26 protein-coding genes are annotated in these 25,736 nt (G+C 70.8%); 9 read left to right on the top strand and 17 right to left on the bottom strand.

Going from position 1 to position 25,736, the window contains the following annotated elements; translation table 11 throughout:
* Positions 1 to 16: 16 nt before the first annotated feature.
* Complete coding sequence (locus ACTVCO_RS02350) at positions 17 to 886, top strand: 1,4-dihydroxy-2-naphthoate polyprenyltransferase (RefSeq protein ID WP_443726775.1); 870 nt, start codon at positions 17 to 19, stop codon at positions 884 to 886.
* A 55-nt stretch (positions 887 to 941) separates the two neighbouring features.
* Here ACTVCO_RS02350 and ACTVCO_RS02345 read toward each other — a convergent pair whose 3' ends face one another.
* Positions 942 to 1,208: a DUF4229 domain-containing protein gene (locus ACTVCO_RS02345; protein ID WP_443726774.1), complete on the bottom strand. Its 267-nt coding sequence runs from the start codon at positions 1,206 to 1,208 to the stop codon at positions 942 to 944.
* Positions 1,209 to 1,239: 31 nt separating this feature from the next.
* On the opposite strand from ACTVCO_RS02345, the gene ACTVCO_RS02340 reads away from it, so the two are divergent.
* Both ACTVCO_RS02340 and ACTVCO_RS02335 read left to right on the top strand, forming a co-directional pair.
* Positions 1,240 to 1,647 (top strand): PLD nuclease N-terminal domain-containing protein, encoded by a 408-nt coding sequence (locus ACTVCO_RS02340; protein WP_443726773.1) that lies wholly within the window; start codon positions 1,240 to 1,242, stop codon positions 1,645 to 1,647.
* 139 nt (positions 1,648 to 1,786) lie between these two features.
* Positions 1,787 to 2,458: an AIM24 family protein gene (locus ACTVCO_RS02335; RefSeq protein WP_443726772.1), complete on the top strand. Its 672-nt coding sequence runs from the start codon at positions 1,787 to 1,789 to the stop codon at positions 2,456 to 2,458.
* A gap of 88 nt (positions 2,459 to 2,546) precedes the next feature.
* Here the strand turns inward: ACTVCO_RS02335 and ccsB are convergent, their stop codons facing one another.
* The 6 genes from ccsB to ACTVCO_RS02305 form a co-directional block, all read right to left on the bottom strand.
* A complete protein-coding gene (ccsB, locus tag ACTVCO_RS02330; RefSeq protein ID WP_443726771.1) occupies positions 2,547 to 3,548 on the bottom strand; it encodes a c-type cytochrome biogenesis protein CcsB in 1,002 nt (333 codons plus the stop codon).
* The gene (gene resB / locus ACTVCO_RS02325; protein WP_443726770.1) at positions 3,535 to 5,268 is read right to left on the bottom strand and encodes a cytochrome c biogenesis protein ResB; all 1,734 of its coding nucleotides are present in this window, start codon (positions 5,266 to 5,268) and stop codon (positions 3,535 to 3,537) included. The genes ccsB and resB overlap by 14 nt, the downstream gene beginning before the upstream one ends.
* Positions 5,265 to 6,038, bottom strand: a complete 774-nt coding sequence (locus ACTVCO_RS02320) for a cytochrome c biogenesis CcdA family protein (protein WP_443727139.1) — start codon at positions 6,036 to 6,038, stop codon at positions 5,265 to 5,267. The genes resB and ACTVCO_RS02320 overlap by 4 nt, the downstream gene beginning before the upstream one ends.
* Positions 6,039 to 6,040: 2 nt before the next feature.
* On the bottom strand, positions 6,041 to 6,628 hold the full coding sequence (locus ACTVCO_RS02315) for a redoxin family protein (RefSeq protein WP_443726769.1): 588 nt from the start codon (positions 6,626 to 6,628) through the stop codon (positions 6,041 to 6,043).
* The gene (locus ACTVCO_RS02310; protein ID WP_443726768.1) at positions 6,625 to 7,305 is read right to left on the bottom strand and encodes a histidine phosphatase family protein; all 681 of its coding nucleotides are present in this window, start codon (positions 7,303 to 7,305) and stop codon (positions 6,625 to 6,627) included. The genes ACTVCO_RS02315 and ACTVCO_RS02310 overlap by 4 nt, the downstream gene beginning before the upstream one ends.
* Positions 7,306 to 7,477: 172 nt before the next feature.
* Positions 7,478 to 7,936, bottom strand: a complete 459-nt coding sequence (locus tag ACTVCO_RS02305; RefSeq protein WP_443726767.1) for a MarR family winged helix-turn-helix transcriptional regulator — start codon at positions 7,934 to 7,936, stop codon at positions 7,478 to 7,480.
* Between the two features lie 152 nt (positions 7,937 to 8,088).
* Between ACTVCO_RS02305 and ACTVCO_RS02300 the strand changes: the two genes are divergently transcribed.
* Together ACTVCO_RS02300 and ACTVCO_RS02295 are read left to right on the top strand one after the other, a co-directional pair.
* A complete protein-coding gene (locus tag ACTVCO_RS02300) occupies positions 8,089 to 8,637 on the top strand; it encodes a YceI family protein (RefSeq protein ID WP_443726766.1) in 549 nt (182 codons plus the stop codon).
* A 242-nt stretch (positions 8,638 to 8,879) separates the two neighbouring features.
* Positions 8,880 to 12,251, top strand: coding sequence for a S8 family serine peptidase (locus ACTVCO_RS02295; protein ID WP_443726765.1), 3,372 nt, complete (start codon positions 8,880 to 8,882; stop codon positions 12,249 to 12,251).
* A gap of 66 nt (positions 12,252 to 12,317) precedes the next feature.
* Here the strand turns inward: ACTVCO_RS02295 and ACTVCO_RS02290 are convergent, their stop codons facing one another.
* The 3 genes from ACTVCO_RS02290 to ACTVCO_RS02280 all read right to left on the bottom strand — a co-directional run bounded on the left by ACTVCO_RS02290 (position 12,318) and on the right by ACTVCO_RS02280 (position 15,404).
* On the bottom strand, positions 12,318 to 14,276 hold the full coding sequence (locus ACTVCO_RS02290; protein WP_443726764.1) for an anthranilate synthase family protein: 1,959 nt from the start codon (positions 14,274 to 14,276) through the stop codon (positions 12,318 to 12,320).
* 217 nt (positions 14,277 to 14,493) lie between these two features.
* Positions 14,494 to 15,156: a redox-sensing transcriptional repressor Rex gene (locus ACTVCO_RS02285; RefSeq protein WP_443726763.1), complete on the bottom strand. Its 663-nt coding sequence runs from the start codon at positions 15,154 to 15,156 to the stop codon at positions 14,494 to 14,496.
* The gene (locus ACTVCO_RS02280) at positions 15,153 to 15,404 is read right to left on the bottom strand and encodes a glutaredoxin family protein (protein ID WP_443726762.1); all 252 of its coding nucleotides are present in this window, start codon (positions 15,402 to 15,404) and stop codon (positions 15,153 to 15,155) included. The genes ACTVCO_RS02285 and ACTVCO_RS02280 overlap by 4 nt, the downstream gene beginning before the upstream one ends.
* 37 nt (positions 15,405 to 15,441) lie before the next feature.
* Between ACTVCO_RS02280 and ACTVCO_RS02275 the strand changes: the two genes are divergently transcribed.
* Complete coding sequence (locus ACTVCO_RS02275) at positions 15,442 to 16,308, top strand: HAD family hydrolase (RefSeq protein WP_443726761.1); 867 nt, start codon at positions 15,442 to 15,444, stop codon at positions 16,306 to 16,308.
* 139 nt (positions 16,309 to 16,447) lie between these two features.
* Here ACTVCO_RS02275 and ACTVCO_RS02270 read toward each other — a convergent pair whose 3' ends face one another.
* From ACTVCO_RS02270 to ACTVCO_RS02260, 3 genes are all read right to left on the bottom strand, one after another.
* Positions 16,448 to 16,546, bottom strand: coding sequence for a 30S ribosomal protein bS22 (locus ACTVCO_RS02270; protein ID WP_003792170.1), 99 nt, complete (start codon positions 16,544 to 16,546; stop codon positions 16,448 to 16,450).
* Positions 16,547 to 16,695: 149 nt separating this feature from the next.
* Positions 16,696 to 16,902, bottom strand: coding sequence for a helix-turn-helix domain-containing protein (locus ACTVCO_RS02265; RefSeq protein ID WP_443726760.1), 207 nt, complete (start codon positions 16,900 to 16,902; stop codon positions 16,696 to 16,698).
* 136 nt (positions 16,903 to 17,038) lie between these two features.
* A complete protein-coding gene (locus ACTVCO_RS02260) occupies positions 17,039 to 18,238 on the bottom strand; it encodes an acetoin utilization protein AcuC (RefSeq protein WP_443726759.1) in 1,200 nt (399 codons plus the stop codon).
* 182 nt (positions 18,239 to 18,420) lie between these two features.
* On the opposite strand from ACTVCO_RS02260, the gene ACTVCO_RS02255 reads away from it, so the two are divergent.
* Genes ACTVCO_RS02255 through ACTVCO_RS02245 form a run of 3 tightly spaced genes read left to right on the top strand, consistent with a single transcriptional unit; the run spans position 18,421 to position 20,990 of the window.
* A complete protein-coding gene (locus ACTVCO_RS02255; RefSeq protein ID WP_443727138.1) occupies positions 18,421 to 19,797 on the top strand; it encodes a TrkH family potassium uptake protein in 1,377 nt (458 codons plus the stop codon).
* Positions 19,790 to 20,500: a potassium channel family protein gene (locus tag ACTVCO_RS02250; protein WP_443726758.1), complete on the top strand. Its 711-nt coding sequence runs from the start codon at positions 19,790 to 19,792 to the stop codon at positions 20,498 to 20,500. Before ACTVCO_RS02255 ends, ACTVCO_RS02250 begins: the two co-directional genes overlap by 8 nt.
* A 58-nt stretch (positions 20,501 to 20,558) precedes the next feature.
* Positions 20,559 to 20,990, top strand: a complete 432-nt coding sequence (locus ACTVCO_RS02245; protein WP_443726757.1) for a hypothetical protein — start codon at positions 20,559 to 20,561, stop codon at positions 20,988 to 20,990.
* Positions 20,991 to 21,107: 117 nt separating this feature from the next.
* Here the strand turns inward: ACTVCO_RS02245 and ACTVCO_RS02240 are convergent, their stop codons facing one another.
* The 4 genes from ACTVCO_RS02240 to ACTVCO_RS02225 form a co-directional block, all read right to left on the bottom strand.
* Positions 21,108 to 21,830 carry a hypothetical protein gene (locus tag ACTVCO_RS02240; RefSeq protein ID WP_443726756.1) on the bottom strand — a complete coding sequence of 241 codons (723 nt, stop codon included), beginning with the start codon at positions 21,828 to 21,830 and terminating at the stop codon, positions 21,108 to 21,110.
* Positions 21,831 to 22,006: 176 nt separating this feature from the next.
* Positions 22,007 to 23,068: an ABC transporter permease subunit gene (locus ACTVCO_RS02235; RefSeq protein ID WP_443726755.1), complete on the bottom strand. Its 1,062-nt coding sequence runs from the start codon at positions 23,066 to 23,068 to the stop codon at positions 22,007 to 22,009.
* Positions 23,068 to 24,183 (bottom strand): ABC transporter permease, encoded by a 1,116-nt coding sequence (locus ACTVCO_RS02230; RefSeq protein WP_443726754.1) that lies wholly within the window; start codon positions 24,181 to 24,183, stop codon positions 23,068 to 23,070. The genes ACTVCO_RS02235 and ACTVCO_RS02230 overlap by 1 nt, the downstream gene beginning before the upstream one ends.
* A 1-nt stretch (position 24,184) precedes the next feature.
* On the bottom strand, positions 24,185 to 25,729 hold the full coding sequence (locus ACTVCO_RS02225) for a sugar ABC transporter ATP-binding protein (protein ID WP_443726753.1): 1,545 nt from the start codon (positions 25,727 to 25,729) through the stop codon (positions 24,185 to 24,187).
* Between the last annotated feature and the right edge of the window lie 7 nt (positions 25,730 to 25,736).

Here is a 25,736-nt window from a genome sequence, read left to right as displayed (position 1 = left end):
GGATAGTCTCGGTCGCATGGCCACACCAGCGCAGTGGGTCGCCGGAGCGCGCCCCCGCACCTTGCCCGCCGCCGCCGCTCCCGTCCTCGTCGGCTCAGGCGCCGCCGCTCACGCGGACGCGTTCGACCCGTGGCTGGCACTGCTCGCGCTCGGCGTCGCGCTCGCGCTGCAGGTGGGCGTCAACTACGCGAACGACTACTCCGACGGCATCCGCGGAACCGACACCGAGCGCGTCGGGCCCCTGCGCCTCACGGCCTCGCTGCTCGCGCCCCCACGGACGGTCAGGCTCGCCGCGTTCCTCGCGTTCGGCGTCGGGGCGCTGCTCGGCCTGGGGCTCGTCGCGCTGAGCGGCCAGTGGTGGCTGCTCGCCGTCGGCGTCGCGTGCGTGGCCGCCGGCTGGTTCTACACCGGGGGCTCGACGCCCTACGGCTACCTCGGTCTCGGCGAGGTCTTCGTCTTCGTGTTCTTCGGGCTCGTCGCGACGCTCGGGACGACGTACACGCAGGTCGGGCACGTCACCTGGCCGTCCGTCGTCGGCGCCGTCGCGATCGGGCTGGTCGCCTGCGCGATCCTCATGGTCAACAACATCCGTGACATCCCGACCGACGTCGTCGCCGGCAAGCGGACCCTCGCGGTGCGCCTCGGTGACCGGCGGGCCCGCCGCGTCTACGTCGCGATGGTCATCAGCTCGTGGCTGCTCGCGATGGTGTGCGTCTTCGCCTCACCGTGGGTGCTCGTCGTCGGCGTGCTCGCCCTGCCCGTCGTCCTGCTGTGCATCCCCGTGCTCATGGGCGCACGCGGCCGGCTGCTCGTGCCCGTCCTCGGCGGGACGGGCCTCTACGAGCTCGCGCTCGGAACCCTGCTCGCCCTGGGCCTGGCGCTCTAGGCCGACGCCACGTCCCGTTCTGGCACGCAGCTCCGCGCGGCGGCGAACGCCCCGCTCAGCTCCCCGACGTCTCGGCGTCCTCTGCCGCCGCGTCCGGGTCGTCCGTGCCCTGCGCCTGACGCACGCGCTTGGCCTCCGCACGCTCGGCGAGCCACAGCGCCGCACGGTCGCGCGGACCACGCAGCGCGAGCAGCGAGACGAGGAACGTGAGGACGACTGCGAGGAGCAGCAGCAGCGGTCCCCGCGCCCCGGCCCACCACAGCAGCGGAAGGACTGCGACGAAGATCAGCACACGCCACAGCGTGTAGGCGACGAGAGGCACACCACCAGCGTAGGCCCACTAAGGTGGCGCCATGCGCTACCTCGGCTTCCTCCTGCTCGTCGCCGTCGTTGTCTACACCGTCACCGACATCATCAACGCCCCCGACGAGGATCTCCACGGCCTGCCGCGAGGCATCTGGCTCGTCCTCGTCATCCTCATCCCCGTGCTCGGCTCGATCGTGTGGTTCGTCGTGAGCATGAACGGCCGCCGCGAACGCGGCGAAGCACTGGGCGGTCCCCGCTCGGGCCCGCGCACCGCCCCCGCACCCGGCAGCGCGCGCCCTGGCCCAGCGCGGCCTGGCACCCCGCGGACTGGACCCGTCGCCCCCGACGACGACCCCGAATTCCTCTGGCGCCTCGAGCAGGAGCGTCGCCGTCGCGCCGCCGGCTCCGACCCGGACGACACGACGCCACCCACGACGGACGACGAGGTCCGCTGACCCCACCCGCTGCCCGACACGCCCCCGGGCAGCGGCGGCACGTGCGCGCCCGCCGGGGTCCCACCGTGCGGACCTGCACCAACGTCGCTATGTTGGCCGCATCGGTCCCACCCGGGGACCACACGACCAGGGGGTTCGCATGACGCTTTACGGTGCCTTGTTCCAGGAGTTCGCCGAGAACACCTCGCAGGACCAGTTCAGCCTGCAGGGCAGCAAGATGCTCAAGATCAACATGGGGTTCGGCCCCGTGTGGTCGCGCTCCGGCGCGATGGTCGCCTACCAGGGCGACGTGCACTTCGAGAAGAAGGGCCAGGGCGCGGCCCGCTTCCTCAAGGCCGCCGTCACGGGCGAGGGCCTCGACCTCATGAAGTGCACGGGCACCGGGCAGCTCTTCCTCGCGGACAGCGCAGCCAACGTCCAGGTGATCTACCTCGAGAACGACATGATCTCGATCAACGGCGCGTCCGTCCTCGCGATCTCTGACTCGATCCAGTGGGACATCAAGATGATCCGCCCCGGCGCAGGCATGGCCGCCGGCGGCCTCTCGAACGTCGTGTGCCAGGGCACCGGCTACGTCGCCGTGACCACCGCGGGAGAGCCCGTCGCGCTCAACGTCGCCGAGGCGCCGACGTTCGGCGACCCGCAGGCCGTCGTCCTGTGGACGGCAGGCGTGCACATGAACGTCAAGGTCGACACGGGCGGTCTCGGCTCGCTCCTGCGCGGCGGCTCGGGCGAGACGTTCCAGCTCGCGTTCGGCGGGCAGGGCGTCGTCGTCGTCCAGCCGAGCGAAGGCGTCCACCTCGGAGCCTGACGCTCCACGCATGACGACGGGGGCGGGGGGGGGGGGGGTTGCCCCCCCCCCCCCCCGCCCCCGTCGTTCGCGGTGGCTCCGTCCGGGCTCAGACGCCCGAGTACGCGTGCTTGCCGCTGAAGAGAATGTTGACGCCCGTGAAGTTGAACAGCACGCACGCGTAACCGACGACGACGAACCACGCCGCCGGGCGGCCCGACCAGCCACGCGTCGTGCGCGCGTGCAGGTAGGCCGCGTACACGACCCAGATGACGAACGTCCAGACCTCCTTGGGGTCCCAGCCCCAGTAGCGACCCCACGCGTCCTCGGCCCACACCGAGCCCGAGATGAGCGTGAACGTCCACAGGACGAAGCCGACTGCGTTGATGCGGAAGCTCAGCAGCTCAAGCTGCGACGCACGCGGCACCTGGTCGAGCCACGACCACGCACGCGACGCGAGGACGGGCGAGCCCTCGTCGCGCGAGTCACGCAGCAGCTGCGTGACGGACGCCGCGAACGCCACCGTGAAGATGCCCGTCGCGAGGACCGCGATGCCGACGTGGATGACGAGCCAGTACGACTGCAGCGCGGGCTGAACTCCCGCGGCCTCGACGTGGAACGCGTTGAGCGCGATGACGACCGCCAGCGTCACGATGCCCGAGACGATCGTCCCGAGGAACCGGATCTCCCACCGCCTCTGCACGACGAGGAAGACCGCCATCGCGAAGAAGGCACCGACGAGGACGAACTCGTAGAGGTTCGCCCACGGAGCGCGGCCAGCCGCGATCCCGCGCATGACGATCGCAGCCAGATGCAGGGCCACACCCATCCACGCGACCGACATCGCGATGGCCAGCGGCTTCGACACGCTCCACGCGCGCCACGGCGAGGACACCTGCGCGGCGCGACGCGCCGACGCCTCCGAGACCGCGGGGCCGGCCGGCCGGGACGCCTCGGGCACGCGCGCCCCCGTGGCGACCGCCGCGGGCTGACGAGACTCCGCAGCGACGCCCAGGCGCCCCGAGAGATCGATCGCAAAGGCGACGAACGCGATCGCATATGCGCTCGCAGTCCCCCACACAAGAAGGTCGCTCAGCTCACCGACGGTCATCGGGTTCTCCTCCATCAGGAAGTGCCGGACGATCGTCCGGCGCGGGATCACGGGAATCGAGGTGCGTGAGGAGCGCGTCGACCTCGGGCTGCAGGCCCGCGTCGTCTGTCCGCGCCAGTCCGGCGACCTCCACCACTGTACGTGCGACGCCGTCAGCGCCGTCCTCGCTCGTCACGCGCACCCACACCCGCCTGCGCGGTGTGAACAGCGAGAGCATGAGCCCACCGATCGCCAAGAACGCGAAGATCGCGATCCACGTGAGGGCGGGGTCGTGCCGCAGGTCGAGCGCCACGAAGCGGGGCAGGTCCTCGAGCGTGAGAGTTCCGAGGCCGTCCGGCAGGTCGACCGTCTGGCCGGGCGTGAGCATGAGCGTGACCGGCTGGCCCTCAGGCGTCATCGCCTGCGTCATGCCGTCCGTCTCGAGCTCGTAGACGTTCTGCGGCACGCCGTCGTCAAGTCCCAGGTCACCCGTCCAGGCGGTGAGGACGACGACCGGGTTGAGCAGGTCCGGGTGCAGGGAGCGCATGCCCTGGGAAGTGAGCTGTGCGGTCGGCAGGAGGTAGCCGACGAGGCCGATCTGCTCGCCCGTGACGACGTCCGGCACCTTGATGACGCCGCGCGACGTATACACCTGGTCCTCGGGGATGAACGGGACCGTGCCCGCGAACGTCACGTTGCCCGCGACGTCCCGCACCGTGACGCGCGGAGCGTAGCCGTTGCCCTGGAGGTAGACCTTGGCACCCTCGATGACGAGCGGGTGGTTGACCTTGACCGTCTCGGGGTGCTCCCCCGTCGGGTCGGTCACCGTGACGAACGCGGTGAAGTCCTTCGCGACGGGCGCGGGGCCCGTGGTGAAGGACGACGAGAAGTTGTCGAGCACCATGGTGAAGGGCGGGAGCTTCTCCTCGCGGAACCACGGGCCCTTGGTGAAGGTGTCGTACGCGCTCACGGAGTTCGCGAACCCGCGTCCCTGCACGACGATCGCCTGCCCGCGGTACTGGAACGCCTGGCCGAGGCCCACCGAGATGAGCAGCCCGACGAGCGCCAGGTGGAAGACGATGTTGCCGGTCTCGCGCAAGTAGCCGCGCTCGGCCGCGACGACGTACACGGGGCCGGGCGCGTCCTCGGTGGCCCGGACGCCCGGGCTCTTCTCGGTGCCACGCTCGACGCGGAAGCGAGGCAGCAGGCTGCGCCCGCGCAGCTGAGCCGCGGCCGCCTCGGCCACCTGCTCGGGGGTGAACGCGGACGCGTACGTGCGCGTGCCCTGGGCGGGGTAGCGCCCCAGGCGACGCGGGGTGCGCGGCGGCCGCGAGCGCAGTGCGTGCGCGTGGGCCCGGGCGCGCGGCACGATGCAGCCGACGAGCGAGATGAACAGGAGCAGGTAGATCGCGGAGAACCAGGCCGAGCCGAAGACGTCGAACATCTGGAGCCTGTCGAGCCACGGCGAGATCCGCGGGTTGTCGTCGAAGAACTCGACGACCTTGGCCGGGTCCTGCGGCCGCTGCGGGAGCGTCGAGCCCGGGACGGCGGCGACCGCGAGCAGCATGAGCAGCAGCAGGGCGACCCGCATGCTCGTCAGCTGACGCCAGCCCCAGCGCAGCCAGCCGACGGCTCCGAGCGCGGGAAGCTCGCGCGCGGACCCGGAGCCGGTGCCTGGTCCGGCCGGCCCGCCGTCCTGCGTGAACGCGTCGTCGATGCCGTCGGGGCTGTAGCCGCTCACAGGACCGTCTCGAATCCGCCGACGAGGCCCGCGAGGGACTGTGTCCACCCCGACCACAGGCCGGTGACGAGCGCGATCCCGATGAGGACGAGCATGACTCCGCCAGCGCGGGAGATCGCGACCCGGTGCGCACGCATGAGCTCCACCATCTTCTTTGACGATTCAAGGCCCAGCGCGATGCCGAGGAACGGAAGGCCGAGGCCGAGGCAGTAGGCGGCCGCGAGGATCGCGCCGCGCCCCGCGGTGCCTTGCTCGAGGGAGAGCGCGGAGATCGCGACGAGCGTCGGGCCCATGCACGGGGTCCAGCCGAGGCCGAACACGATGCCGAGGAGGGGGGCTCCGCCGAGCCCTGCCGTGGGGGCGACGGGAAGGCGCACCGTGCGCTGCAGCGGTGCGAACGCTCCGACGAACGCGAGGCCCATGACGATGACGACGACGCCGAGCCAGCGCGTGATCGTCGTCTGGTGCTGCGCGAGCGCAGCCCCGAGGGTTCCGAAGAGCGCACCGTAGGCGACGAAGACGACCGTGAACCCGGCGATGAACAGGACGACGCCCTGCACGAGGCGTCGGCGCGACGCGACGCGCGAGGCGTCTTGTCCGACCATGCCGCCGAGGAAGCCGAGGTACCCCGGCAGGAGCGGCAGGACGCACGGCGAGGCGAACGACACGAGACCCGCCAGCAGCGCGATGGGGAGTGCGAGGAGGAGCGCGCCGGAGAAGACGGTCGTCCCCGGGGAGGTGAGGAGGGTCGGGACGAGGTCCGCGGTCACGCTCACGCCTGCTCGGCGAGGACGTCGTCGATCATCGCGTCGAGGGTCGAACGCTCGAGCAGCCCGAGGATGCGGGCGGCGACGCGGCCCTGCCGGTCGAGCACGAGGGTTGTCGGGGTGGCCGCGATGGGTGCGACGCCCTGGAGCGCGGCGGTCGCCGTGCCCGTGCGGTCGTCGATCGAGGGGTAGGGCACCTCGAAGTTCTTCTCGAAGGCCTGGGCTGCTCCCGCGTCGTCCGTGCGGTTGAGCCCGACGAGGTGCACGCCCTCGGCCGCGCGCTCGGTCGCGATCGCGACGAGGTCGGGCGCCTCGACGCGGCACGGCGGGCACGCGGCGAACCACGTGTTGACGACGACGACCTCACCGCGCCACTCGCTCGTGTCGACGGGCTCGCCGTCGTAGTCGGTTCCGGTGAGCGTCACGGCCTCGGAGCGTTCGGCGGGCGACCACTGCCGGGTGGAGCCGTCGCCTGAGACGTACCCGGGGTTCGCGACCTCGGTCGCGCTCGTGCCGCCCGACGCGCACGCGGCCAGGACGAGCGTCGCCGAGGCGAGGGCCGCCCAGATGCCCGAGGCGCGACGCCGGTTCACGCCCCGGCGACCTTGTTCGCGCCCGGCAGCAGGTCTGCTGCAGGCTCGGTGTAGCTGAGACCGACGTAGCGGTCGCCGTCGAAGCGCAGCGACGTCACCGACGCGAGCGAGCACTCGCGCTTGCGCGGGTCGTGGAAGTACCGGTGGCCCTCGAAGGAGGAGCGGGTGATCCACACGGGCAGCTGGTGAGAGACGAGCACGGCCTCGTGGCCCTCGGCGAGGCGCCGGGCGTCCTCGATCGCTGCGCGCATGCGCGCGACCTGCTCGACGTAGGGCTCACCCCACGACGGGCGCCAGGGGTTCCACAGCTTGGGCCAGTGGCGTGGACGGCGCAGGGAGCCGTCGCCGACGCCGAAGGTCTTGCCCTCGAAGTAGTTGCCGGCCTCGATGAGGCGCTCGTCCGTGCCGAGCTCGAGGCCGAACGCCGCCGCGATGGGCGTCGCGGTCTCTTGTGCGCGCTGGAGGGGCGAGGCGATGACGTGCGTGATGTCGAACCGGACGGGCTCGACGTCAGCCGGGGTCGTCGCGACGCGTTCGCCTGCGAAGTGAGCGGCGACCGTGCGTGCCATCGCGTGGCCTCGCTCGGAGAGGTGGTAGCCGGGAAGGCGTCCGTAGAGGATGCCGTCAGGGTTGTGGACCTCACCGTGACGCATGAGGTGGACCGTCGTCAGTGCCATGTCTCCATGTTTCCAGAGTTCGAGGGACCTCGGTCCCGGTCGGGGTGTGATGTGGGCCGCGTCCACGTCCCCCTACGGACAACGCTCGGGACGCTCAGGGGTTCCCGTGCGGCCCCGCCGGCGCGCGGTCATGCGGGTGCGTGCGGTCGTGCGGTCGTGCGGTCGTGCGGGGTCAGCGTGCCGCGTGGGCGACACGCTCCATGATGGTCGAGAGCTGGGCGGCCTCGGCGGGCGAGAGCAGCCCGATGAGGTGATGGCGGACGGCGGCGACGTGGCTGGGCGCCGCGTCACTCAGGGCGGTGCGGCCCGCGGGGGTGAGCTCGCAGTTGACGCCGCGGCCGTCGGACGGGCACGCGACGCGCCGGACGTGGCCGCGGCTCTCGAGGCGGCGGACCGTGTGCGTCGTGCGGCTGCGGGAGTGGGCGAGCGCGTCGGCGAGCTCGGACATGCGCATCGTGCCCTCAGGGGCTTCACTGAGACGGACGAGGACCGCGTACTCACCGAGCGTGAGGCCCCACTGAGTCTCGAGCTGGCGGCTGAGCGCTTCGGCGAGTCGGGTCGAGCCCTCGAGATACGCCCGCCACGTGGCTTGTTCGGTGTCGTCGAGCCATCGCTCGGGTGCCTCCGACATGAAGCCTCCGCGTCTATCTGTAGGGATTTCGACCTCTAGTGTTGCGGACCGCGGCCGCACGGGCTAATCTCATTGAACATTCACTTGAACCGACAATCGATGCGGGTGGATCGACTACGACCACCGCAGACCGCCACAGTGAGGACCACACCATGACTGCTCTGCCCACGAACCTCGTCGCCGGGACCTACGTCGCCGACCCCACGCACACCCAGGCCGGCTTCACCGTCCGTCACGCAGGCATCTCCAAGGTCCGCGGAACCGTCCCCGTCACCGAGGCCACGATCACCGTCGGCGAGACCATCGAGACCTCCTCGGTCACCGCGACGCTCGACGCCACGGGCATCGCCACGGGCGACGCAGGCCGCGACGGCCACCTCCAGTCGGCCGACTTCTTCGCGACCGAGACCAACCCGACGTGGACGTTCGCCTCGACCTCCGTCACCGCTGACGGCGACGACTTCACGGTCGTCGGCGACCTCACGATCGCGGGCGTCACCAAGCCCGTCACCCTGGACCTCGAGTACACGGGCTCGGCGACCGACCCCTTCGGCAACCCCCGCGCAGCGTTCGAGGCCACGACGACCATCTCCCGCAAGGAGTGGGGCATCACGTGGAACGCGGCGCTCGAGGCCGGCGGCGTCCTCGTCTCCGACAAGGTCGCCATCGCGCTCGACGTCTCGGCGATCAAGCAAGCCTGACCGCACCCGCACGCCCCGACAGCCCCCTGCGTCCCCGGACGCAGGGGGCTGTCGCACGTCCGGAAGCACTTCACCCCTCGCTCCACCCCCTCTCCGATTGCGGCCACGCTCCCACAGGAGCAGGCTCGTCACGGGACTGGGCGCCCGACGACGTGCGCCCAGGCACCCGACGTGGCTGCGTCGGGCGTCTTCGAGCGCGCACCCGCGCGCCCGGCGTCTCGTGAACCAACCGGGAGGACCGCATGTCTGCTCGAACCTCACGGCGCCCAGGCGCCTGGCTCGTCACCTCCGTCACCGCAGCGCTCGCCCTCGGCACCGTCGGTGCCGCCGGGACCGCCGCCGCGGCTGACGACCCCGGGGGCACCGCACAACCCGCCCCCACCGCACCACCACGCACCCTCGCGAAGAACACCAAGCTCCTCGGAGGACTCGGGACGCTCTCAGGGACCCGCTCCGTCTTCGTCCAGCTCGCAGGGAGCGGCGCGGCCGACGCCGCAGCCAGCGCCTCGGGAACGGCCGCCAAGCGCAAGGCAGTCAAGGACCGCCGCGCCGCCGTCGGACGCACGGCCGACTCAGTCCTCTCCGAGGCCCGCCGCACCGACAAGCGCGCCACCGCCCTCTACGAGGTCTCCAACGCCGTCCCCGGCGTCGCGCTGCGTGCCGACGCCGACACCCTCGTCAAGCTCGCTGACCGCGCCGACGTCGTCGCGATCATGCCGATCATCCCGAAGAAGCCCGCCAACGCCGGAGCCGACGCCTTCACACGCGCCCTTGCGACCTGGCAGAACCTCGGAGAAACCGGCGAAGGCGTGACGATCGGCGTCATCGACACCGGGATCGACTACACGCACGCCGGGTTCGGCGGCCCAGGCACCGTCGCGGCCTACGACACCGCGCTCGCAGCCTCAGCAGACGCGTGGACCCCCACCGCCAAGGTCATCGGCGGCTACGACTTCGTCGGCAACAACTACAACGCTGACCCCGACGCCGACGACTACCAGCCCGTCCCCCACCCGGACCCCAACCCGCTCGACTGCCAGGGGCACGGCTCGCACGTCGCTGGAAGCGCGGCGGGATTCGGCGTCCTCGCCGACGGGTCGACGTTCACGGGCGACTACGGAACCCTCACCGCTGAGGGCCTGCTCGACATGCGGGTCGGCCCGGGCGTCGCACCCCACGCGAGCCTGTACGCACTCAAGGTCTTCGGCTGCACGGGCTCGACGAACGAAGTCATCGCGGCGCTCGACCGCGCGCTCGACCCCAACGGCGACGGTGACCTCAGCGACAAGCTCGACGTCGTCAACCTCTCGCTCGGCTCCGACTACGGCGTCGCCGACGACCCCGAGAACCTCGTCATCGACAAGCTCGCGACCCACGGCGTCCTGCCCGTGCTGTCCGCAGGCAACAACGGCGACCTCACCGACACCGGCGGCTCGCCCGGCAACGCCGTGCGCGGACTCGCGGTCGCGAGCTCGGTCGACCCCTACCAGCTGCGCGACGGTCTCAAGGTCGAGGCTCCCGCGGACCTCGCAGGCATCCTCCCCGGCCAGTTCTCGATCTCCTACGACTGGTCCGCCGCCCCGGTGACAGGCGACGTCGCGACGATCGACGGATCGAACTCGGACGGCTGCGCCGCACTGAGCGCAGCCGAGGCCGCCCGGGTCTCCGGACGCGTCGCGTGGCTCACGTGGGACGACAACGACGCGACCCGACGCTGCGGCTCTGCCGCCCGCGCCAACAACGTCACCGCCGCCGGTGCGATCGGTGCGATCTTCACCTCGGACCTTGATGTGTTCGCCGCCGGGATCTCCGGGAACGACGACATCCCGATCATCCAGCTCCCGGCCACGCAGACGGCACGACTGGCCGCGGCCGCCGCCGCCGGAACGCTGCGCGTGACCTTCGACGGTGCGCTCGCCGGCTCGATCAAGGACATCACCGACGAGGTCGGTGACACCGTGAGCAGCTTCTCTTCCCGTGGCGTCCACGGGTCGATCGGCGTCGTCAAGCCTGACGTCGCTGCACCCGGCGACACGATCAGCTCGGTCGCCGTCGGAACAGGCACGGGGGCAGCGACGAACAACGGCACGTCGATGTCCGCACCCCACGTCGCCGGAATCGCCGCGCTCGTGCGCGCGACGCATCCGTCGTGGGACGTCGAGCGGGTCAAGGCCGCCATCATGAACACGGCCACGCACGATGTCCGCACGGACGACGGAGTCGCCTACGGTCCGGCGCGTGTCGGCGCAGGTCGCGTCGACGCGCTCTCGGCCGTGACGACCGACCTCATCGCGTATGCGGAGGCGGGCTCGGGTGCCATCTCGGCGTCGTTCGGCGTCGTTGCCGCACCGATCTCACGCGGCACCGTCACCGAGCGTCGCACCGTGACCGTCCGGAACACGGGGCGCACGACGCAGCACGTCCGAGTGAGCTACTCCCCGGCAACCGAGCAGCCCGGCGTCTCCTACCGCGTCTCGCCTGCTCGCGTGAAGGTGCGCGCCGGTTCAACCGCGAAGGTCACGGTGACGATGGTCGTCAAGCCGAGCGCGCTGCGCCGCACGATCGACCCGACGATGGCCGCAACCCAGGTCAACCCGTACACGGGCGCCGACGAGGCACGCCAGTTCCTCGCTGACGCCTCGGGGCGCCTCGTGCTCACGGCACGCGACCACGAGCTGCGGGTCCCCGTCTACGGCGCGGCCAAGCCGACGTCGCAGACGAAGGCGTCCATCTCGAAGCACCGCACGTCCAGTCCCGCGATCGAGCTGCGCGGCAAGGGCGTCGAACAGGGCTCGGGTTCGAGCGCCTATACGTCGTACGCGTCTGTCCTCACGCTCGGTGAGACGTCCGCGCGCCTCCCGCGCTGCTCGGCAGACGTGACGACCCAGTGCGTGTCGATCGCCTCGGAGCGGGCCGGTGACCTGCGCTACGTGGGCGCCGGTTCCGTCGCCGGCGAGGGCGGCTACGCGGACGGTCTCATGTGGTTCGGCATCGCGACGTGGGGCGACTGGGCGACGATCGGCAACACGACGATCCCCTACGTCGACATGGACGTCGACGGCGACGGGCGGGCCGACTACGAGGTGTTCGTGCAGAACATCTCGGGAACCGACCTGCTTGAAGCACTCCTCGTCGATCTGAGCACGGGCGCACTCGTCTCGATCGTCCCAGCGAACTTCGCCAGCGGGGACGTCGACACCAATGTGTTCGACACGAACGTCCTGCTCATCCCGGTGGACCCGGCTGCGATCGGAATGACGAGCGCGGCCACGTCGTTCCCCGTCACCTACCAGGTCGGCATGTTCTCTGCCTACACGAACGAAGACGTCGACACGTCAGGAGCCCTCAGCTTCGACGTCGCCGACCCGGACATCGTCATCGGCTCGCCGCTCTATGTCGATGCACGGGGCACGATCGGCTACACGCTCGGCTCGTCCGCGGCACAGGGCGCCACCGCGCTCGTCATCCACCTGCACGGTGACGAGGGCAAGCGCGCAGAGGTGCTCACACTGCCGAGCGCTTCGTCGCCGACGAAGCCGCCCAAGGGCAAGAAGCACCACAAGGAGCGGGACCACATCAAGCGCGGCAAGCACGCGAGGTCGTTCGTCGGCTGACGGCTGACCTCACCGCCCCTCGACGGGCCTCCTCTCCCCATGCGGGAGGGGAGGCCCGTCGGGCGTCTACGCTCCGTACGCGGCCCGGACGGGCGAGCGCAGCACGTGCGTGAGCAGACGCGTGAGCACACGCAGGCCGTCCCGCGACAGCACGGACTCCAGGTGCCCCTGAACGCTCGCGAAGCTCTCCCCGAGCAGCGCGTGCACCTCACCCGCCTCCCCTGCCACCACCCGCACGTCGCCCACGTCTGTCGCGACCGACGTCGTTCCCTGCCGGGTGTAGGCCGCAAACGTGTTGTAGAAGCCGACGAGAGCGCGCTCGCCGTCGAGCTCGACCTCGAGCGGATACCCCTGGCGCGGTGTAGGCAGGGGCCGCAGGGGCAGGCCGAGACGGTGCGCGACGACCTGATGGCTCAAGCACACCGCGAGAAGAGGACGCCCCTGGACGAGGCGCGTGTCGACGATGCTCGCGAGGCGGTCGAGGCGCGGCGACCGGTCTCGCGGATCGCCCGGGCCGGGCCCCGCGACGACGAGGTCGGCCGCCTCGAGCGTCTCGTCCGTCACGGCGTCCCACGGGGCGACGGTCGCGTCGATGCCGAGGTGACGGAGCTGGTGGGCGAGCATCGTCGTGAAGGCGTCCTCGGCGTCGACGACGACCGCGCGCACGGGCCGGCCTGACACGGCCCCGAGGGCAGTCCTGCCCGCCTGGCCCTCGACCGCCGAAAGCTCCACGGAGCCGACGTCCCCGGGCGCGCCCTGATCATCGAGCCAGAACGACGCGAGGCGGTCGTTGCGGGCCGCGAGCGCAGTGAGCACGCCGGGGTCCGTGTGCGCCCCGACCGGGGACGGTGCGCGCACGGGCCGGGGCACGACGCCGAGAGCTCCGAGGACACCGGAGGCCTTCGCGACCGTCTCAGCGGTCTCGGCCACCGGATCCGAATGGCGCACGATCGTCGCGCCCACCGGGACAGTGAGGCGGCCGCCCGCGAGGTACGCCGTGCGGATGAGGATCGGCGCATCGAGATCATGCGCAGCCTGTCCCGCACGCGGCGTGAACAGGGCGGCAACCCCCGCGTAGTAGCCCCGTCCACGCCCCTCGTGTCGCGTGAGCACCGTGCACGCGGAACGCATGGGCGAGCCCGTCACGGTCGGCGCGAACATCGTCGCGCGCAGCACGTCACGGGGGTCCCGCTGCGTCTGGCCTGCGAGGACGTACTCGGTGTGCGTGAGCCGCGACATCGTCCGCAGGTGCGGCCCCGAGACCCTCCCGCCGTCCGGGCACACGGCGCTCATCATCTTGAGCTCCTCGTCGACGACCATGAAGAGCTCCTCGGTCTCCTTGGTCGACGCAAGGAACTCGAGCAGGTCTTCACGCGTCGGCGGCGCCTCACCATGGCGGAGCGTCCCCGAGATCGGCGTCATCGTCACCTCGCCCGACGTGACGGACACGTGGACCTCGGGCGTCGCTCCGACCGCCACGTGATCGTCCGTGACGATCGCGAACGTCCAGTAGGCGCCCTGCTCGGTCGCGAGCAGGCTGCGGAACCACGTGAGCGCGGCCGTCGTCGGGTCCTCCGGGGCGCGGCCGTGCCGGTCACGGCGCACGACGAAGCTCGACCCGGCGCCGCGCCCGATCTCGTCGTCGATGACGCGCTGGACGATCGCCGCATACGCGTCGTCATCCACGTCGAACCCCTCGTCGGCCACGGCGACAGGCTCGGCCGGGAGCGCATCGAGCGCCGCGCCGCGCGCGACGAGCGCGCGCTCGCGAACGACGAGGCAGCGCAGCGGCGCGCCGTCGTCGACCGCATCGAAGCCGAGCTCGCGCACCTGCCGGAACGGAACGAGCGCGAGCACCTCCTGGGCGCGCCCGGCCGCGTCGTGCAGGGGAATGTCGTCGAGCAGGCTGACATCGACCGCGTCGCCGCGCAGCACCTCGACGTCACCGCCATCGCGGGAGATGAGGGCGAAGGGTGGGCGCAGTCCGGCGAACAGAGCCGACGTCGACTCGTGGGGGCTGGTCATGGGGGGTCTCCTGGGGTCCGACGAGGAGCCCGGAAAGACAGAACGGACCACCCGTCATGGGCGGTCCGTGGTCGTGAGAGGTCGCGAACACACCGCCTAGAGGCGGTGCCACCAGCTGGTCGTCGCGAACATGTCGGACACGATAGCCCGGCCGAGCCCGCCGGGCCCACCCCCCGTCCGCCGGTCGAGACCGGACCGGACCCGGCCCGCCGCCGGGTCACGACCGCGTCGTCACCCCCCTGCTCGACGCGTAGAACGAGAGGATCTGGAGCTCGGCGGCCACATCGACGACGCGCAGCGCCATCCCGTCGGGAACGTCGAACCGCCCCGGGACGAAGCTGAGGACCGACGCAACCCCCGCGACCGCGAGCGCGTCGAGCGCCGCCTGCGCAGCGCCCGTCGGAACCGCGAGCACCGCCATCGTCGCGTGCGTCGACGCCACCACCTCGGTGAGATCGCGTTCGTGACGCACGAGCACGCCATCCACGCTGCGCCCGACGATCACCGGGTCCACGTCGGTGAGAGCCACCACCTCGAACCCGCGCGCCCGCAGGCCCCCGTACCGCGCGACCGCCTGCCCCAGGTGCCCCGCACCCACGACGACAACCCTGTGCTTGTCCGAGAGGTGCAGCGCGTTGCGCACGTGCGCGGCCAGGTCACGCACGTCGTACCCGACACCCCGCGTGCCGTACGTGCCGAGCCGCGACAGGTCCTTGCGGACCTGAGCGGGCGCAACCCCCGCAAGCTCGGCGACCCGCGTCGAGGACGCCGTCGTCTCGCCATGCCGCGCCAGCTCGTCGAGCACCCGCACGTACACGGGAAGGCGTTCGAGCGTGGGCGGCGGAAGAGACCGCCCCGACACCGCCGGCCCAGCGTTCACCGCGGGCCCTGGAGGAACAGACGCAGCCGCTTCTCGGGGATCCGCCAGAAGCCCACCTGCGCCCCGTCCACGAGAACGACCGGCACGTGCTCGCCGTGCTCAGCGAGCAGCGCGGGGTCCGAGTCGACGTCGCGCTCCTCCCATGCCACACCTTCATCGGCGCACACGGCGGCCACGGTCTCGCGTGCTACGTCGCACAGCGAACACGTCGAACGAGTGATGAGACGAACCCTGACCTCGGTCTGCATGAGCCAACCCTACGGAGCGGTCACTAGAGTGGACGACATGGCGCGCAACGAACCTTCGAGCTCGGGCTCCTTGCCCCCGGTCCCTGGTCAGGCGCCGGAGGGCATCATCATGCCCGACTCTCCCGCCCCCGGGACCGTCACCGCAGCATTCTTCGACGTCGACAACACCATCATTCGTGGCGCGTCGTCCTTCCACCTCGCCATCGGGCTGTACAAGCGTGAGTTCTTCCGCGTACGCGACCTCGTCTTCGCCGCGATCCAGCAGATGCGCTATGTCATCCTCGGCGAGGACAACGAGCACATCGGCTCGGTGCGGGACCGCGCGCTCCTCATCATCAAGGGCCACTCGGTTGCCGAGGTGACGGCGATCGGCGAAGAGGTGTACGACCAGGCGCTCGTCTCGCGGATCTTCCCCGGCACGCGCCGGATCCTCGACGCGCACCTCGCAGCCGGGCACGAGGTGTGGCTCGTCACCGCCGCGCCGATCGAGGTCGGCGCGCTCATCGCCCAGCGCCTCGGCGCCTCGGGAGCGCTCGGCTCGGTCGCCGAGCACGTCGACGGCGTCTACACGGGTCGGCTCGTCGGCGAGCTCATGCACCGCGAGTCCAAGGCCGACGGCGTGCGCGCCCTTGCCGAGAAGCGCGGCATCGACCTTGAGGCGTCGTACGCCTACGGCGACTCGGCCAACGACATCCCGCTGCTCTCGAGCGTCGGCTACCCGTGCGCGATCAACCCCGAGCCTCGTCTGCGGCGCCTCGCGAGCGAGCGTGGCTGGCCCATGCGGGAGTTCCGCGGTAAGCGCCGCCTCGCCAAGCGGTCGCTCAAGACCGCCTCGTGGGCCGGGGCCGCGTGGGTGCTCGGGCTCATCGCACGCTCGGCGACCCGGTCGTTCCGGAGCCGCTGACCGGGCTCCCGCCACCGGAGTCCGCCGCAGGGCGACTCCGCGCGGCAGGTCTGGTCCCGCGTGCCTGCCCGCAGCCTGGGACGACGAAGGCCCCCGCCCTGACGGGCGGGGGCCTTCTCTCACGCGGTGAGGCGCGATGTCACTTCTTGTTACGACGCTGGTGGCGCGTCTTGCGAAGCAGCTTACGGTGCTTCTTCTTCGCCATACGCTTGCGGCGCTTCTTGATCACGGAGCCCATGGGTCCCTCGCAGTGTCTCGATGGATGTGCACGCGCGGCACACCGAGCGGCCACCACGCTGGAAAAAAGTCCTTGTCGATCTTACCTCGCCCGCGGGGATGCCCGCGACACAGGACCGCTCCCTCACCAACCACGCATGGTCATGCAGGTCAGGACGTGAGGCGGTCGTGCTCGAGCGTGGCCTCGGCCAGATACTGCTCGAGCGCCGACGCCGGCACCCGGAAGGACTTGCCCACACGGATGGCAGGCAGCTCACCGGCATGAACGAGGCGATACACGGTCATACGGGAGACCCGCATGGCGTCGGCGACCTCGGCGACGGTGAGGAAGGCAGGCCGCGCTGCGGCGTCGGTCATCTGGCCCCTCCTGAGACGAGTGCTGGCCGCACCCAGCGGCCATACAGCGACTCACTCTAGGGCTTTGCGCAGCCGCGCGGTAGCCCGTCTCACCTGCACCATCATGCGCAGGCGGCACAGCAGTCACACGGCAAGGTCAGGTGTCGTCGGACAACAGGCCGAAATAAGGGAAGACCGCAGCCCGCGTGGCACGGACCGCGCGATCCACAGGATCGCTCGGATCGTAGCCATTCCCCCATGTCCGATGGTCCGGACCGTCGGCCAGGTCGGCGACGTCGTCCCCTCCCATGCGCGAGGGTGCCTCCACGAGAAACTCCTCATAGATGCGCTCACGCCACGACGCCGGAACCGGGACCTCGGGCGCCACAGGCCGGTGAGAGACGACGCCGAGGAGGTTCGTCCACGCGACCGGCACGACACCGACGATCGCGTACCCACCCCCACCGACCGCGACCCAGCGGCCCCCGCACACCTCGTGCGCGAGCTCGTGCATCCACTCCGCGGCATGACGCTGCGCCTTGATGCCGACGCGCAGCTCCGAGAGCGGGTCACGGCCGTGGGAATCACAGCCGTGCTGCGTGACGAGCAGATCCGGTGCGAAGCTCCTCACGACCGGCAGCACGGTCGCCTCGATCGCCCGGAGCCAGCCCGCGCCGTCCGTGCGCGGCGGGAGGGCCACATTGACAGCCGTCCCCTCGGCACGGAGACCACCGACATCCGTCGGATAGCCCGTCCCGGGAAAGAGCGTCGCGGGCGACTGGTGAACCGAGACCGTGAGCACCCGCGGGTCATCCCAGAACGCCCGCTCGACCCCGTCACCGTGGTGCGCGTCAAGGTCGACGTACGCGATGCGCTCGACGCCCGCGTCGAGCGCATCCTGAATCGCGACCGCTGCGTCGTTGAACACGCAGAAGCCCGACGCACCGCCCGGCATCGCATGATGCATGCCGCCCGAGACGTTGACGCCGTGACGGGCCCGGCCGCTCACCACCGCGCGCGTCGCCTCGACAGTCCCGCCCACGACCCGCGCCGCCGCCTCGTACATACGCGGGAAGATCGGGTCGTCCTCCGTGCCGAGCCCGCGCGCCACATTGCTCACCCCGTGGTCCGACGCGGCCCGCACGGCCGCGAGGTAGTCGGGCTCGTGGACGAGCGCGAGAAGGTCGTCAGGGGCCGGCTCGGGCTCGACGACGTCGACGCCTTCACCCTCGAGCACACCGACGGCGCGTGCCAGCTCGATCGTCAGGCGCAGCCGCACGGGCGAGAGGGGATGCCCCAGGCCAAAGTCGTAGCCCAGGAGCTGGGGGGACCAGGCCACGAAGACGTCGACGCACATGTCGCCACCGTAACGTGCGTCACACTTGTGCGTCCGGCTGTCCACGCTGCGCACGCCGAGAACGCCGCGACATCGCGCGTCCGCCCGCACGCCTGCGCGCACGAGACCTCAGCAGGTGGCATCGTTGACCAGTGCGGTCCCGTCGGACCGCAGATCGGAGCGCGGACGGAGACGGCGTGGACGTGGGGCAGAAGCTCAAGGCCGTGGCCTGGGCAGGCCGCGAGCTCGTCGACAGGCTCGCCCGGCACTCCCCCGCACGCCTCGCCATCATCTCGTTCGGCGGCGTCATCCTCGTCTTCACGGGCCTCCTCAGCCTTCCCGCCGCCACCGCCTCCGGGCGCCACGCCCCGTTCATCGACGCGTTCTTCACCGCAACCTCAGCCGTGTGCGTCACCGGTCTCACCGTCGTCCCGACCGGAACCTACTGGTCAGGCTTCGGCCAAGGCGTCATCCTGCTCGCCATGCAGGTCGGTGGCCTCGGCGTCATGACGCTCGCCTCGATCCTCGGCGCCGCCGTCTCCCGTCGCATCGGCCTCACGCAGAAGCTCCTCACCGCCTCGGAGACCAAGACGACCCGCCTCGGCGAGGTCGGCTCGCTCATTCGCGTCGTCGTCATCACGTCACTCACGCTCGAAGCCGCCATCGCGACCCTCCTCCTGCCCCGCTTCCTCCTGCTCCACGAGTCGGCCGGCGAAGCCCTGTGGCACTCGGTCTTCTACGCGGTCTCCGCCTTCAACAACGCAGGCTTCATCCCGACGGCCGAGGGCCTCACGCCCCACGTCGGCGACTGGGCGCTCCTCACCCCCATCATCCTCGGCGTGTTCATCGGCTCCCTCGGATTCCCGGTCATCCTCAACGTCGCGAGGCAGGGGCGTCGCTTCAGCCGCTGGAACCTGCACGCCAAGCTCACCGTGACGATGTCCGTCGCCCTCGTCGGGATCGCCACCATCGCCTTCGGAGCGCTCGAGTGGCGCAACCACGAAACCCTCGGGCCGCTCGACTGGTCCGAGAAGCTCCTCGCCTCGCTCCTGGCAGGCGTCATGCCGCGCTCGGGCGGGTTCACCACCGTCGACGTCGGCGCTATGCACGAGTCCAGCTGGCTCGTCACCGACGCCCTCATGTTCGTCGGCGGCGGCTCCGCATCGACCGCGGGCGGCATCAAGGTGACGACGCTCGCCGTCATGCTCCTCGCGATCATCTCCGAAGCCCGCGGCGACCGCGACGTCGAGGCCTTCGGACGTCGCATCCCGCGCGACACGCTGCGCCTCTCGGTCGCCGTCGTCTTTGTCGGCGCCACCACGATCCTCGCTGCCTGCCTCGCCCTGCTCGAGATCACCGGCTGGACCCTCGACGTCATCCTCTTCGAAGCCATCTCGGCCTTCGCAACCGTCGGGCTCACCACAGGCGTCACACCGCTCATGCCCGACGCCGGCAAGCTCGTCCTCATCGCCTTGATGTTCATCGGGCGAACCGGAACGATGACCCTCGCCGCAGCTCTCGCGCTGCGCGACCGGAGCCGCGTCATCCGGCTCCCCGAAGAAAGGCCGATCATTGGCTGACCGATATACGCAGTCGCACGCGAACCGCTCCGCAACGACCTCCAAGCGCTCCGACGCTGGCGAAGGCGTGCTCGTCATCGGCCTCGGCCGCTTCGGGTCTGCGCTCGCCGCAACGCTCGACCGGCTGGGCCAGGACGTGCTCGCGGTCGAGCGCAACGCGCTGCTCGCGCAGCAGTGGTCCGGTCGGATCCCCCTCGTCGAGGCCGACGCCACCAACCCCGAAGCGCTCGAGCAGCTCGGTGCACGCGACTTCCCCGTGGCCGTCGTCGGTGTGGGCTCCTCCCTCGAGGCGTCCGTGCTCATCACGGGCAACCTCGTCGACATGGGCACGCCCCAGATCTGGGCCAAGGCCGTCTCCGCCGAGCACGGCCGCATCCTCCAGCGCATCGGCGCACACCACGTCGTGTTCCCCGAGGCCGACGCGGGCAATCGCGTCGCCCACCTCGTCTCGGGCAAGCTCATGGACTACATCGAGGTCGAGGACGGCTTCACGATCGTCAAGATGCGTCCGCCGAAGGAGATGCAGGGCTTCACGGTCGAGCAGTCGAAGGTGCGCACGCGCTATGGCGTCACCGTCATCGGGGTCAAGCCCCCGGGCCAGGAGTTCATCTACGCGACGCCGCAGACCCGGATCTCGGCGAACGACCTGCTCGTCGTCTCAGGCCACTCCGAGCTGCTCGAGAGGTTCGCTGCGCGGCCGTGAGCCGCGGCAGGGGCCCGACGCGAACCGGGGAGCACCCGGGGTGGGGGACGATGGTGGCGTGAACTCTGCCGTCGAGATCGTCACGACGATCGTCCTGCTGGCGTCGTCCGTCCTCATGATCGCGGTGGCCGCGACGTGGTTCGCGGGCGACCGCCGCACACGCCCGCGCCCGGTCTCGCGCAAGCTCGTCCCGCTCCTGCAGCCCACGAGGCCCGAGGGCGAGCGTCCGCCCGCGCAGCACGGGATCACCTGGATGGCCGTCGCGTCCGTCGGGAGCGCGGGGCTCGTCGGGTTCGCACTCGGCGTCGTCATCGGCCGCCCGCCGTTCGCCGCGGTCGTCGGCGGGATCATCCTCGGCGTCGTCGTCCCCGTGCTCGGCGGCGTGTGCGGGCTCTACCTCGCTGGGCCCAAGCGGTCGACGGTTCCCGTCGTCGCGACCGTCGCGGCGCTCGTGCTCCTCACGTCGCTCACGGTCATCATCCCGGCCTGAGCGGGCGTCGGCGGCGGTTCTGTGCGCATCCGCCCGACGGGCGGCCAGCTGATTGCGTCCACGCACCCCCGACGGGTGCGCACACGCAATGAACTGGGCGTGGGCGAGGTCCGGGACTCACAACGGGAACGCGAGGAAGAAGTTCTGGATCGCCGCACCCGGCCCCGTCGCGCGGAACGACGTCGTTCCGTTGGTCCAGTACGCAAGGCCGACCTCGCCGCCCGTCGCGATCGACGCCTTGCCGACCTCGGTCGTGCCCACGAGGACGGGGAGCTCAGCGACCGTCGAGCCGGCGCTCAGGGGCGCCTCGTCGGCCGCGGCCTGCTTGGACGCCTTGACCGCGGCCTCGACCGTGCGTGCCTGGACGACGTCGACCGTGACGGTGCCGCCCGCGCCGTCGGTGTACGTGAGCCGGTAGGACTCGAGGGGCTTCTTCGCGACCTTGGTGCGCTCCTGCGTCGCGACGGTCCACTGGAGGACGGCGTCGGGGAACGCCTTCTCGAGGGGCCTCTTCGTCGCGCGCTCGGCAGGTGTGCCGACCGGGGTCGGCAGCGGGTTCGTGATCGTCACGGCGGGCGGCGTCGTCGGGGCTGCGACAGGCTCGTCGGGTTGGTTGAGGACGATCGCGCCGACCGTCGCGGCGACGACGACGACGGCCGCGCCCGCGGCGATCCACAGGGCCGGGCCCTTGCGACCGGAGCCCTGCGCGTGAGCGGATCCCTCGCGGGACGCGGTGCTGGCCACCGCCGCTCCGCCCGCCGACGCGGCGGTCTCCTCAGCCACGGCGTCGGCCGTCGGCTCCTCGGGCGGGTTCGCGTGCGCGGGGTCGTGCGTCGTCATCGTGCGTCCTTCCTCCGGTGCTCACGGAAGCGTACGTCGCGACGCACCCACGCGCCCGCGGGCGGGCGTCTCGTCCACGACGCGCGCGGGCTCCGGTCCCCGACCGGGACAGGAGCCCGCGCGCACGACCGACGACAGACCTGCGGGACCCGTCACCGACGCCTGCGGCCGCGACGCTAGGCGCGCCGCCGCACCGCGATCACGCGCTGCAGGATGACGAAGACGAGCAGGACGACGCCGATGAACACCTTCGTCCACCACGAGTCGAGACCCTCCCGCGCGATGAGCACCTGGATGAGCCCGTAGACGAGGACCCCGACGCCCGTGCCGAGCACGAAACCGCCGCCGCCCGCGAGCAACGTGCCACCGATGACGACCGCCGCAATCGCGTCGAGCTCCATGCCGATGCCCGTGAGGTTGAACCCCGACTTCGTGTAGAACGCAAAGAGGATTCCCGCGATGCCCGCGCACGTGCCCGAGATGACATACACCCACAGGCGGGTGCGGCCCGCCTTGAGACCCATGAGCTGGACCGCGCTGCCGTCGTCGCCCACGCCGACCCCGTAGACCGTCCGGCCGAAGCGCGTGTGGTGGAGCACCACGTACGCGAGCACGAGGATCAGCACCGCGACGATCATCGAGAGGTTGATCTTCCAGATGCCACGCCCCTCGCCAAACTTCAGGCTCCACGCCGCCAGCTCGCCGAAGCCCTCGTCCTTGATCGCGAGCGACTTCGTCGAGACGACGTTGCACAGGCCGCGCGCAAGGAACATCGCAGCGAGCGACGCGATGAACGGCTGGATGTCGAAGAACTCGACGAGCACGCCGATGAGCACACCGAACGCCGTTCCCGTGAGCACGCCGACGACGAGCACGACCGGGAGCGGCAAGCCGAGCGGCAGGAGCGTCGCGATGACGAGGCCGACGAGCGCGACAACCGCACCGACCGACAGGTCGATCCCGCCCGTGATGATGACGAAGGTCATGCCCACCGCGAGGACCAGCAGGTAGGCGTTGTCCTGGAGCAGGTTGGAGAAGAGGGTCGGCGTGATGAAGCCGCGCTTGCCGCCGTACCGCATCTCGCCGACGACGAGCATGATGACGAGCGTGAGGATCGTGCCGGCGATCGGCAGGTACTCGGGCGCGAGGAACCGCCGGAGCGCCCGGGTCCGAGCAAGGGCAGGGGCCGTGGGCTTCGGCTTGGGGGCAGCGCCCTGGGTCTGCAGGGTCGTGGTCATCACGCCACCTCCGGAAGGGCTCGGGGCCGCAGTCTCGCCGCGCGGTCACGCAGGATCTCGCGCAGGCGCGGGGACTGAGCGACGCAGACGATGATGATGACGAGGGCCTTGAACAGCGGCGTGATCTGCGACGGGATGTGGAAGATCACGACCGCCCGCTCGATGGTCGAGAGGATGAGCGCGCCCACGACGGTGCCCGAGAGGTAGAACTTGCCGCCCGAGAGCGCGGTGCCCCCGAGGACGACGCACATGATCGCGTCCATCTCTTTCATGAGGCCGATGTTGTTGGCGTCCGCGGCCATCGTCGGGGCGCCGTAGACGATGCCCGCGAGACCTGCGAGCAGGGCGCACACGATGTAGACGAGCCAGGTGATCGTGCGCGACTGCACGCCCGCGAGCCGCGAGGCCTCGCGGTTGATGCCGATCGACTCGAGGAGCATGCCGAGCGCCGTGCGGCGCACGAGGATCGCGACGAGCACGAACATGAGCAGCGCGATGATGATCGGCGTCGGGATGCCGAGAACCGAACCCGAGCCGAGGAACTTGAACGGTGCGCTCTTCACGGTCGTGATCTGACCCTGCGTGATGAGCATCGCGACACCGCGGCCAGCGACCATGAGGATCATCGTCGCGATAAAGGGTTGGATGCCGAGCGAGGCGACCATGAAGCCGTTGAACACACCGGCGAGGAGCGCGACCGCAAGGCCGAGCAGGAGCGCGACCGCGGCCGTGCTCACGGCCTCGGGGTTCGACGAGCTGTCGATGTACGACAGCGACACGGCAAGCGAGATCGCCATGATCGCGCCGACCGACAGGTCGATCCCGCCCGTCGCGATGACGAGCGCCATCCCGAGGGCGAGCAGGAGCGGCGTCGCCGAGATGCGGGCGATGTCGATGAGCTGGCCGAAGAGGTTGCCGTCGCGCAGCTCGACCGAGAGGAAGGCGGGATTCTTGATCCCGCACAAGGCGATGAGCGCGACGAGCGCGACGACGGGCCAGAACAGCTGGTGCCGCGTGACCCGGCGCACGAGGCTCGGGCTGTGCGGCGACGCGGCAGGCCCGGTCGGGGCGGGAGCGTTCGTGGCACGGCCGAGCTGGACGGTGGGACCGGTCATCTCATGCCACCTCCTTCGTGGCGATGGCTTCGAGGATCGTGTCGTGGGTGACGCCGGGCCCGTTGACGAGCGTGTCGACGATGTGACGGTCGCGCAGGACGTCGATGCGGTGGCTGACGCGAAGCACCTCGTCGAACTCCGAGGAGATGAAGATGACGGACATGCCGTCGGCCGCCAGCTGTGCGACGAGCTTCTGGATGTCAGTCTTCGCGCCGATGTCGATCCCGCGCGTCGGCTCGTCAAGGATGAGCAGGCGGGGGGCGGTCGCGAGCCAGCGGGCGAGCAGGACCTTCTGCTGGTTGCCGCCGGAGAGGTTCTTCACCAGCTGGTTGGGGTTCGCGGGGCGGATGTCGAGCGCGCTGATGTACTTCGCGACGAGCTCGTCGAGCTCCTTGCGCGGGACCGGGCGCCACATGCCGCGGACGGTCTGGATCGCGAGCGCGATGTTCTCGCGCACCGTGAGGTCGCCGACGATCCCTTCGAGCTTGCGGTCCTCGGACGAGAACGCGATGCCGTGGCGCAGGCCGCCCAGCGGGTCGCTGATGCGCACCTGCTCACCGTCGAGACGCAGCTCGCCCTCCTCGGGCTTGTCGGCCCCGCACAGGAGCCGTACGGCTTCGGTGCGGCCCGAGCCGAGCAGGCCCGCGAGCCCGACGATCTCGCCGGGCTGAACCGTGAGGTCATACGGCAGGATGCGGCCGTGACGCCCGAGGCCCGTCGCAGTGAGCGTCGCGGGTTCGTCGGCGCGCTCACCGGCGGCAGTGTGCTGCGCACCGCGTTCGATCGCGTCGAGCGCGGCGCCTTCGCGCCCGATCATGAGCCCGATGAGCTCGCGTCGGGGCAGCTCGGCGGCGAGGTGCTCGCCGACGAGGCGCCCGTTGCGCAGGATCGTCAGGCGGTCGGAGATCTCATAGACCTGGTCGATGAAGTGCGAGACGAAGAGGATGGCGACGCCTGCGTCGCGCAGCTCACGGATGACCGTGAAGAGCTCGTCGACCTCAGCCTTCTGGAGGCTCGAGGTCGGCTCGTCGAGGATGAGTACCTTGGCCTCGCGCACCGTGGCCCGGGCGATCGCGCACAGCTGCTGGATCGCGATCGAGTGGGCTGACAGCTGGGAGGCCGGATCGATGTCGACGTGGAGCCGTCCGAGGTGCTCAGCCGCCTGGCGGCGCATGGCGCGCCACGAGATGAAGGGGCCTCGGCGGGGCTCGTGGCCCAGCATGATGTTCTCGGCGACCGAGAGGTTGGCGCACAGGTTGACCTCTTGGTAGACGGTCGAGATGCCTGCGCGCTGGGCCTCGTCGGGGCCCGAGAACCGGTGCTCGACACCGTCGACGGTCATCGTGCCGCTGTCGAGCTGGTAGACGCCCGTGAGCACCTTGATGAGGGTGGACTTTCCGGCGCCGTTCTCACCCATGAGCGAGTGGACCTCGCCCGGGTACAACGTGAGATCGACTGCGTCGAGCGCCTTGACCCCGGGGAAGGTCATCGTGATGCCGCGCATCTCGATGACGGGAGGAGGGGTGTGGGGTGCGTGGGGGGACATGACGTGC

It is taken from the genome of Sanguibacter sp. A247 (assembly GCF_052324925.1).
GTDB lineage: Bacteria > Actinomycetota > Actinomycetes > Actinomycetales > Cellulomonadaceae > Flavimobilis.
The sequence above is the reverse complement of the archived record's forward strand: the minus strand, read 5'-3'. Positions and strand labels throughout refer to the sequence as shown.

Coding starts and splice junctions, on each gene's coding strand:
- ACTVCO_RS02350 (WP_443726775.1), top strand. CDS start 17: ATGGCCACACCAGCGCAGTGGGTCGCCGGAGCGCGCCCCCGCACCTTG.
- ACTVCO_RS02300 (WP_443726766.1), top strand. CDS start 8,089: ATGACTGCTCTGCCCACGAACCTCGTCGCCGGGACCTACGTCGCCGAC.
- ACTVCO_RS02335 (WP_443726772.1), top strand. CDS start 1,787: ATGACGCTTTACGGTGCCTTGTTCCAGGAGTTCGCCGAGAACACCTCG.
- ACTVCO_RS02260 (WP_443726759.1), bottom strand. CDS start 18,238: ATGTGCGTCGACGTCTTCGTGGCCTGGTCCCCCCAGCTCCTGGGCTAC.
- ACTVCO_RS02275 (WP_443726761.1), top strand. CDS start 15,442: ATGGCGCGCAACGAACCTTCGAGCTCGGGCTCCTTGCCCCCGGTCCCT.
- ACTVCO_RS02230 (WP_443726754.1), bottom strand. CDS start 24,183: ATGACCGGTCCCACCGTCCAGCTCGGCCGTGCCACGAACGCTCCCGCC.
- ACTVCO_RS02340 (WP_443726773.1), top strand. CDS start 1,240: ATGCGCTACCTCGGCTTCCTCCTGCTCGTCGCCGTCGTTGTCTACACC.
- ACTVCO_RS02225 (WP_443726753.1), bottom strand. CDS start 25,729: ATGTCCCCCCACGCACCCCACACCCCTCCTCCCGTCATCGAGATGCGC.
- ACTVCO_RS02270 (WP_003792170.1), bottom strand. CDS start 16,546: ATGGGCTCCGTGATCAAGAAGCGCCGCAAGCGTATGGCGAAGAAGAAG.
- ACTVCO_RS02295 (WP_443726765.1), top strand. CDS start 8,880: ATGTCTGCTCGAACCTCACGGCGCCCAGGCGCCTGGCTCGTCACCTCC.
- ccsB (WP_443726771.1), bottom strand. CDS start 3,548: ATGACCGTCGGTGAGCTGAGCGACCTTCTTGTGTGGGGGACTGCGAGC.
- ACTVCO_RS02280 (WP_443726762.1), bottom strand. CDS start 15,404: ATGCAGACCGAGGTCAGGGTTCGTCTCATCACTCGTTCGACGTGTTCG.
- ACTVCO_RS02310 (WP_443726768.1), bottom strand. CDS start 7,305: ATGGCACTGACGACGGTCCACCTCATGCGTCACGGTGAGGTCCACAAC.
- ACTVCO_RS02305 (WP_443726767.1), bottom strand. CDS start 7,936: ATGTCGGAGGCACCCGAGCGATGGCTCGACGACACCGAACAAGCCACG.
- ACTVCO_RS02240 (WP_443726756.1), bottom strand. CDS start 21,830: ATGACGACGCACGACCCCGCGCACGCGAACCCGCCCGAGGAGCCGACG.
- ACTVCO_RS02290 (WP_443726764.1), bottom strand. CDS start 14,276: ATGACCAGCCCCCACGAGTCGACGTCGGCTCTGTTCGCCGGACTGCGC.
- ACTVCO_RS02235 (WP_443726755.1), bottom strand. CDS start 23,068: ATGACCACGACCCTGCAGACCCAGGGCGCTGCCCCCAAGCCGAAGCCC.
- ACTVCO_RS02265 (WP_443726760.1), bottom strand. CDS start 16,902: ATGACCGACGCCGCAGCGCGGCCTGCCTTCCTCACCGTCGCCGAGGTC.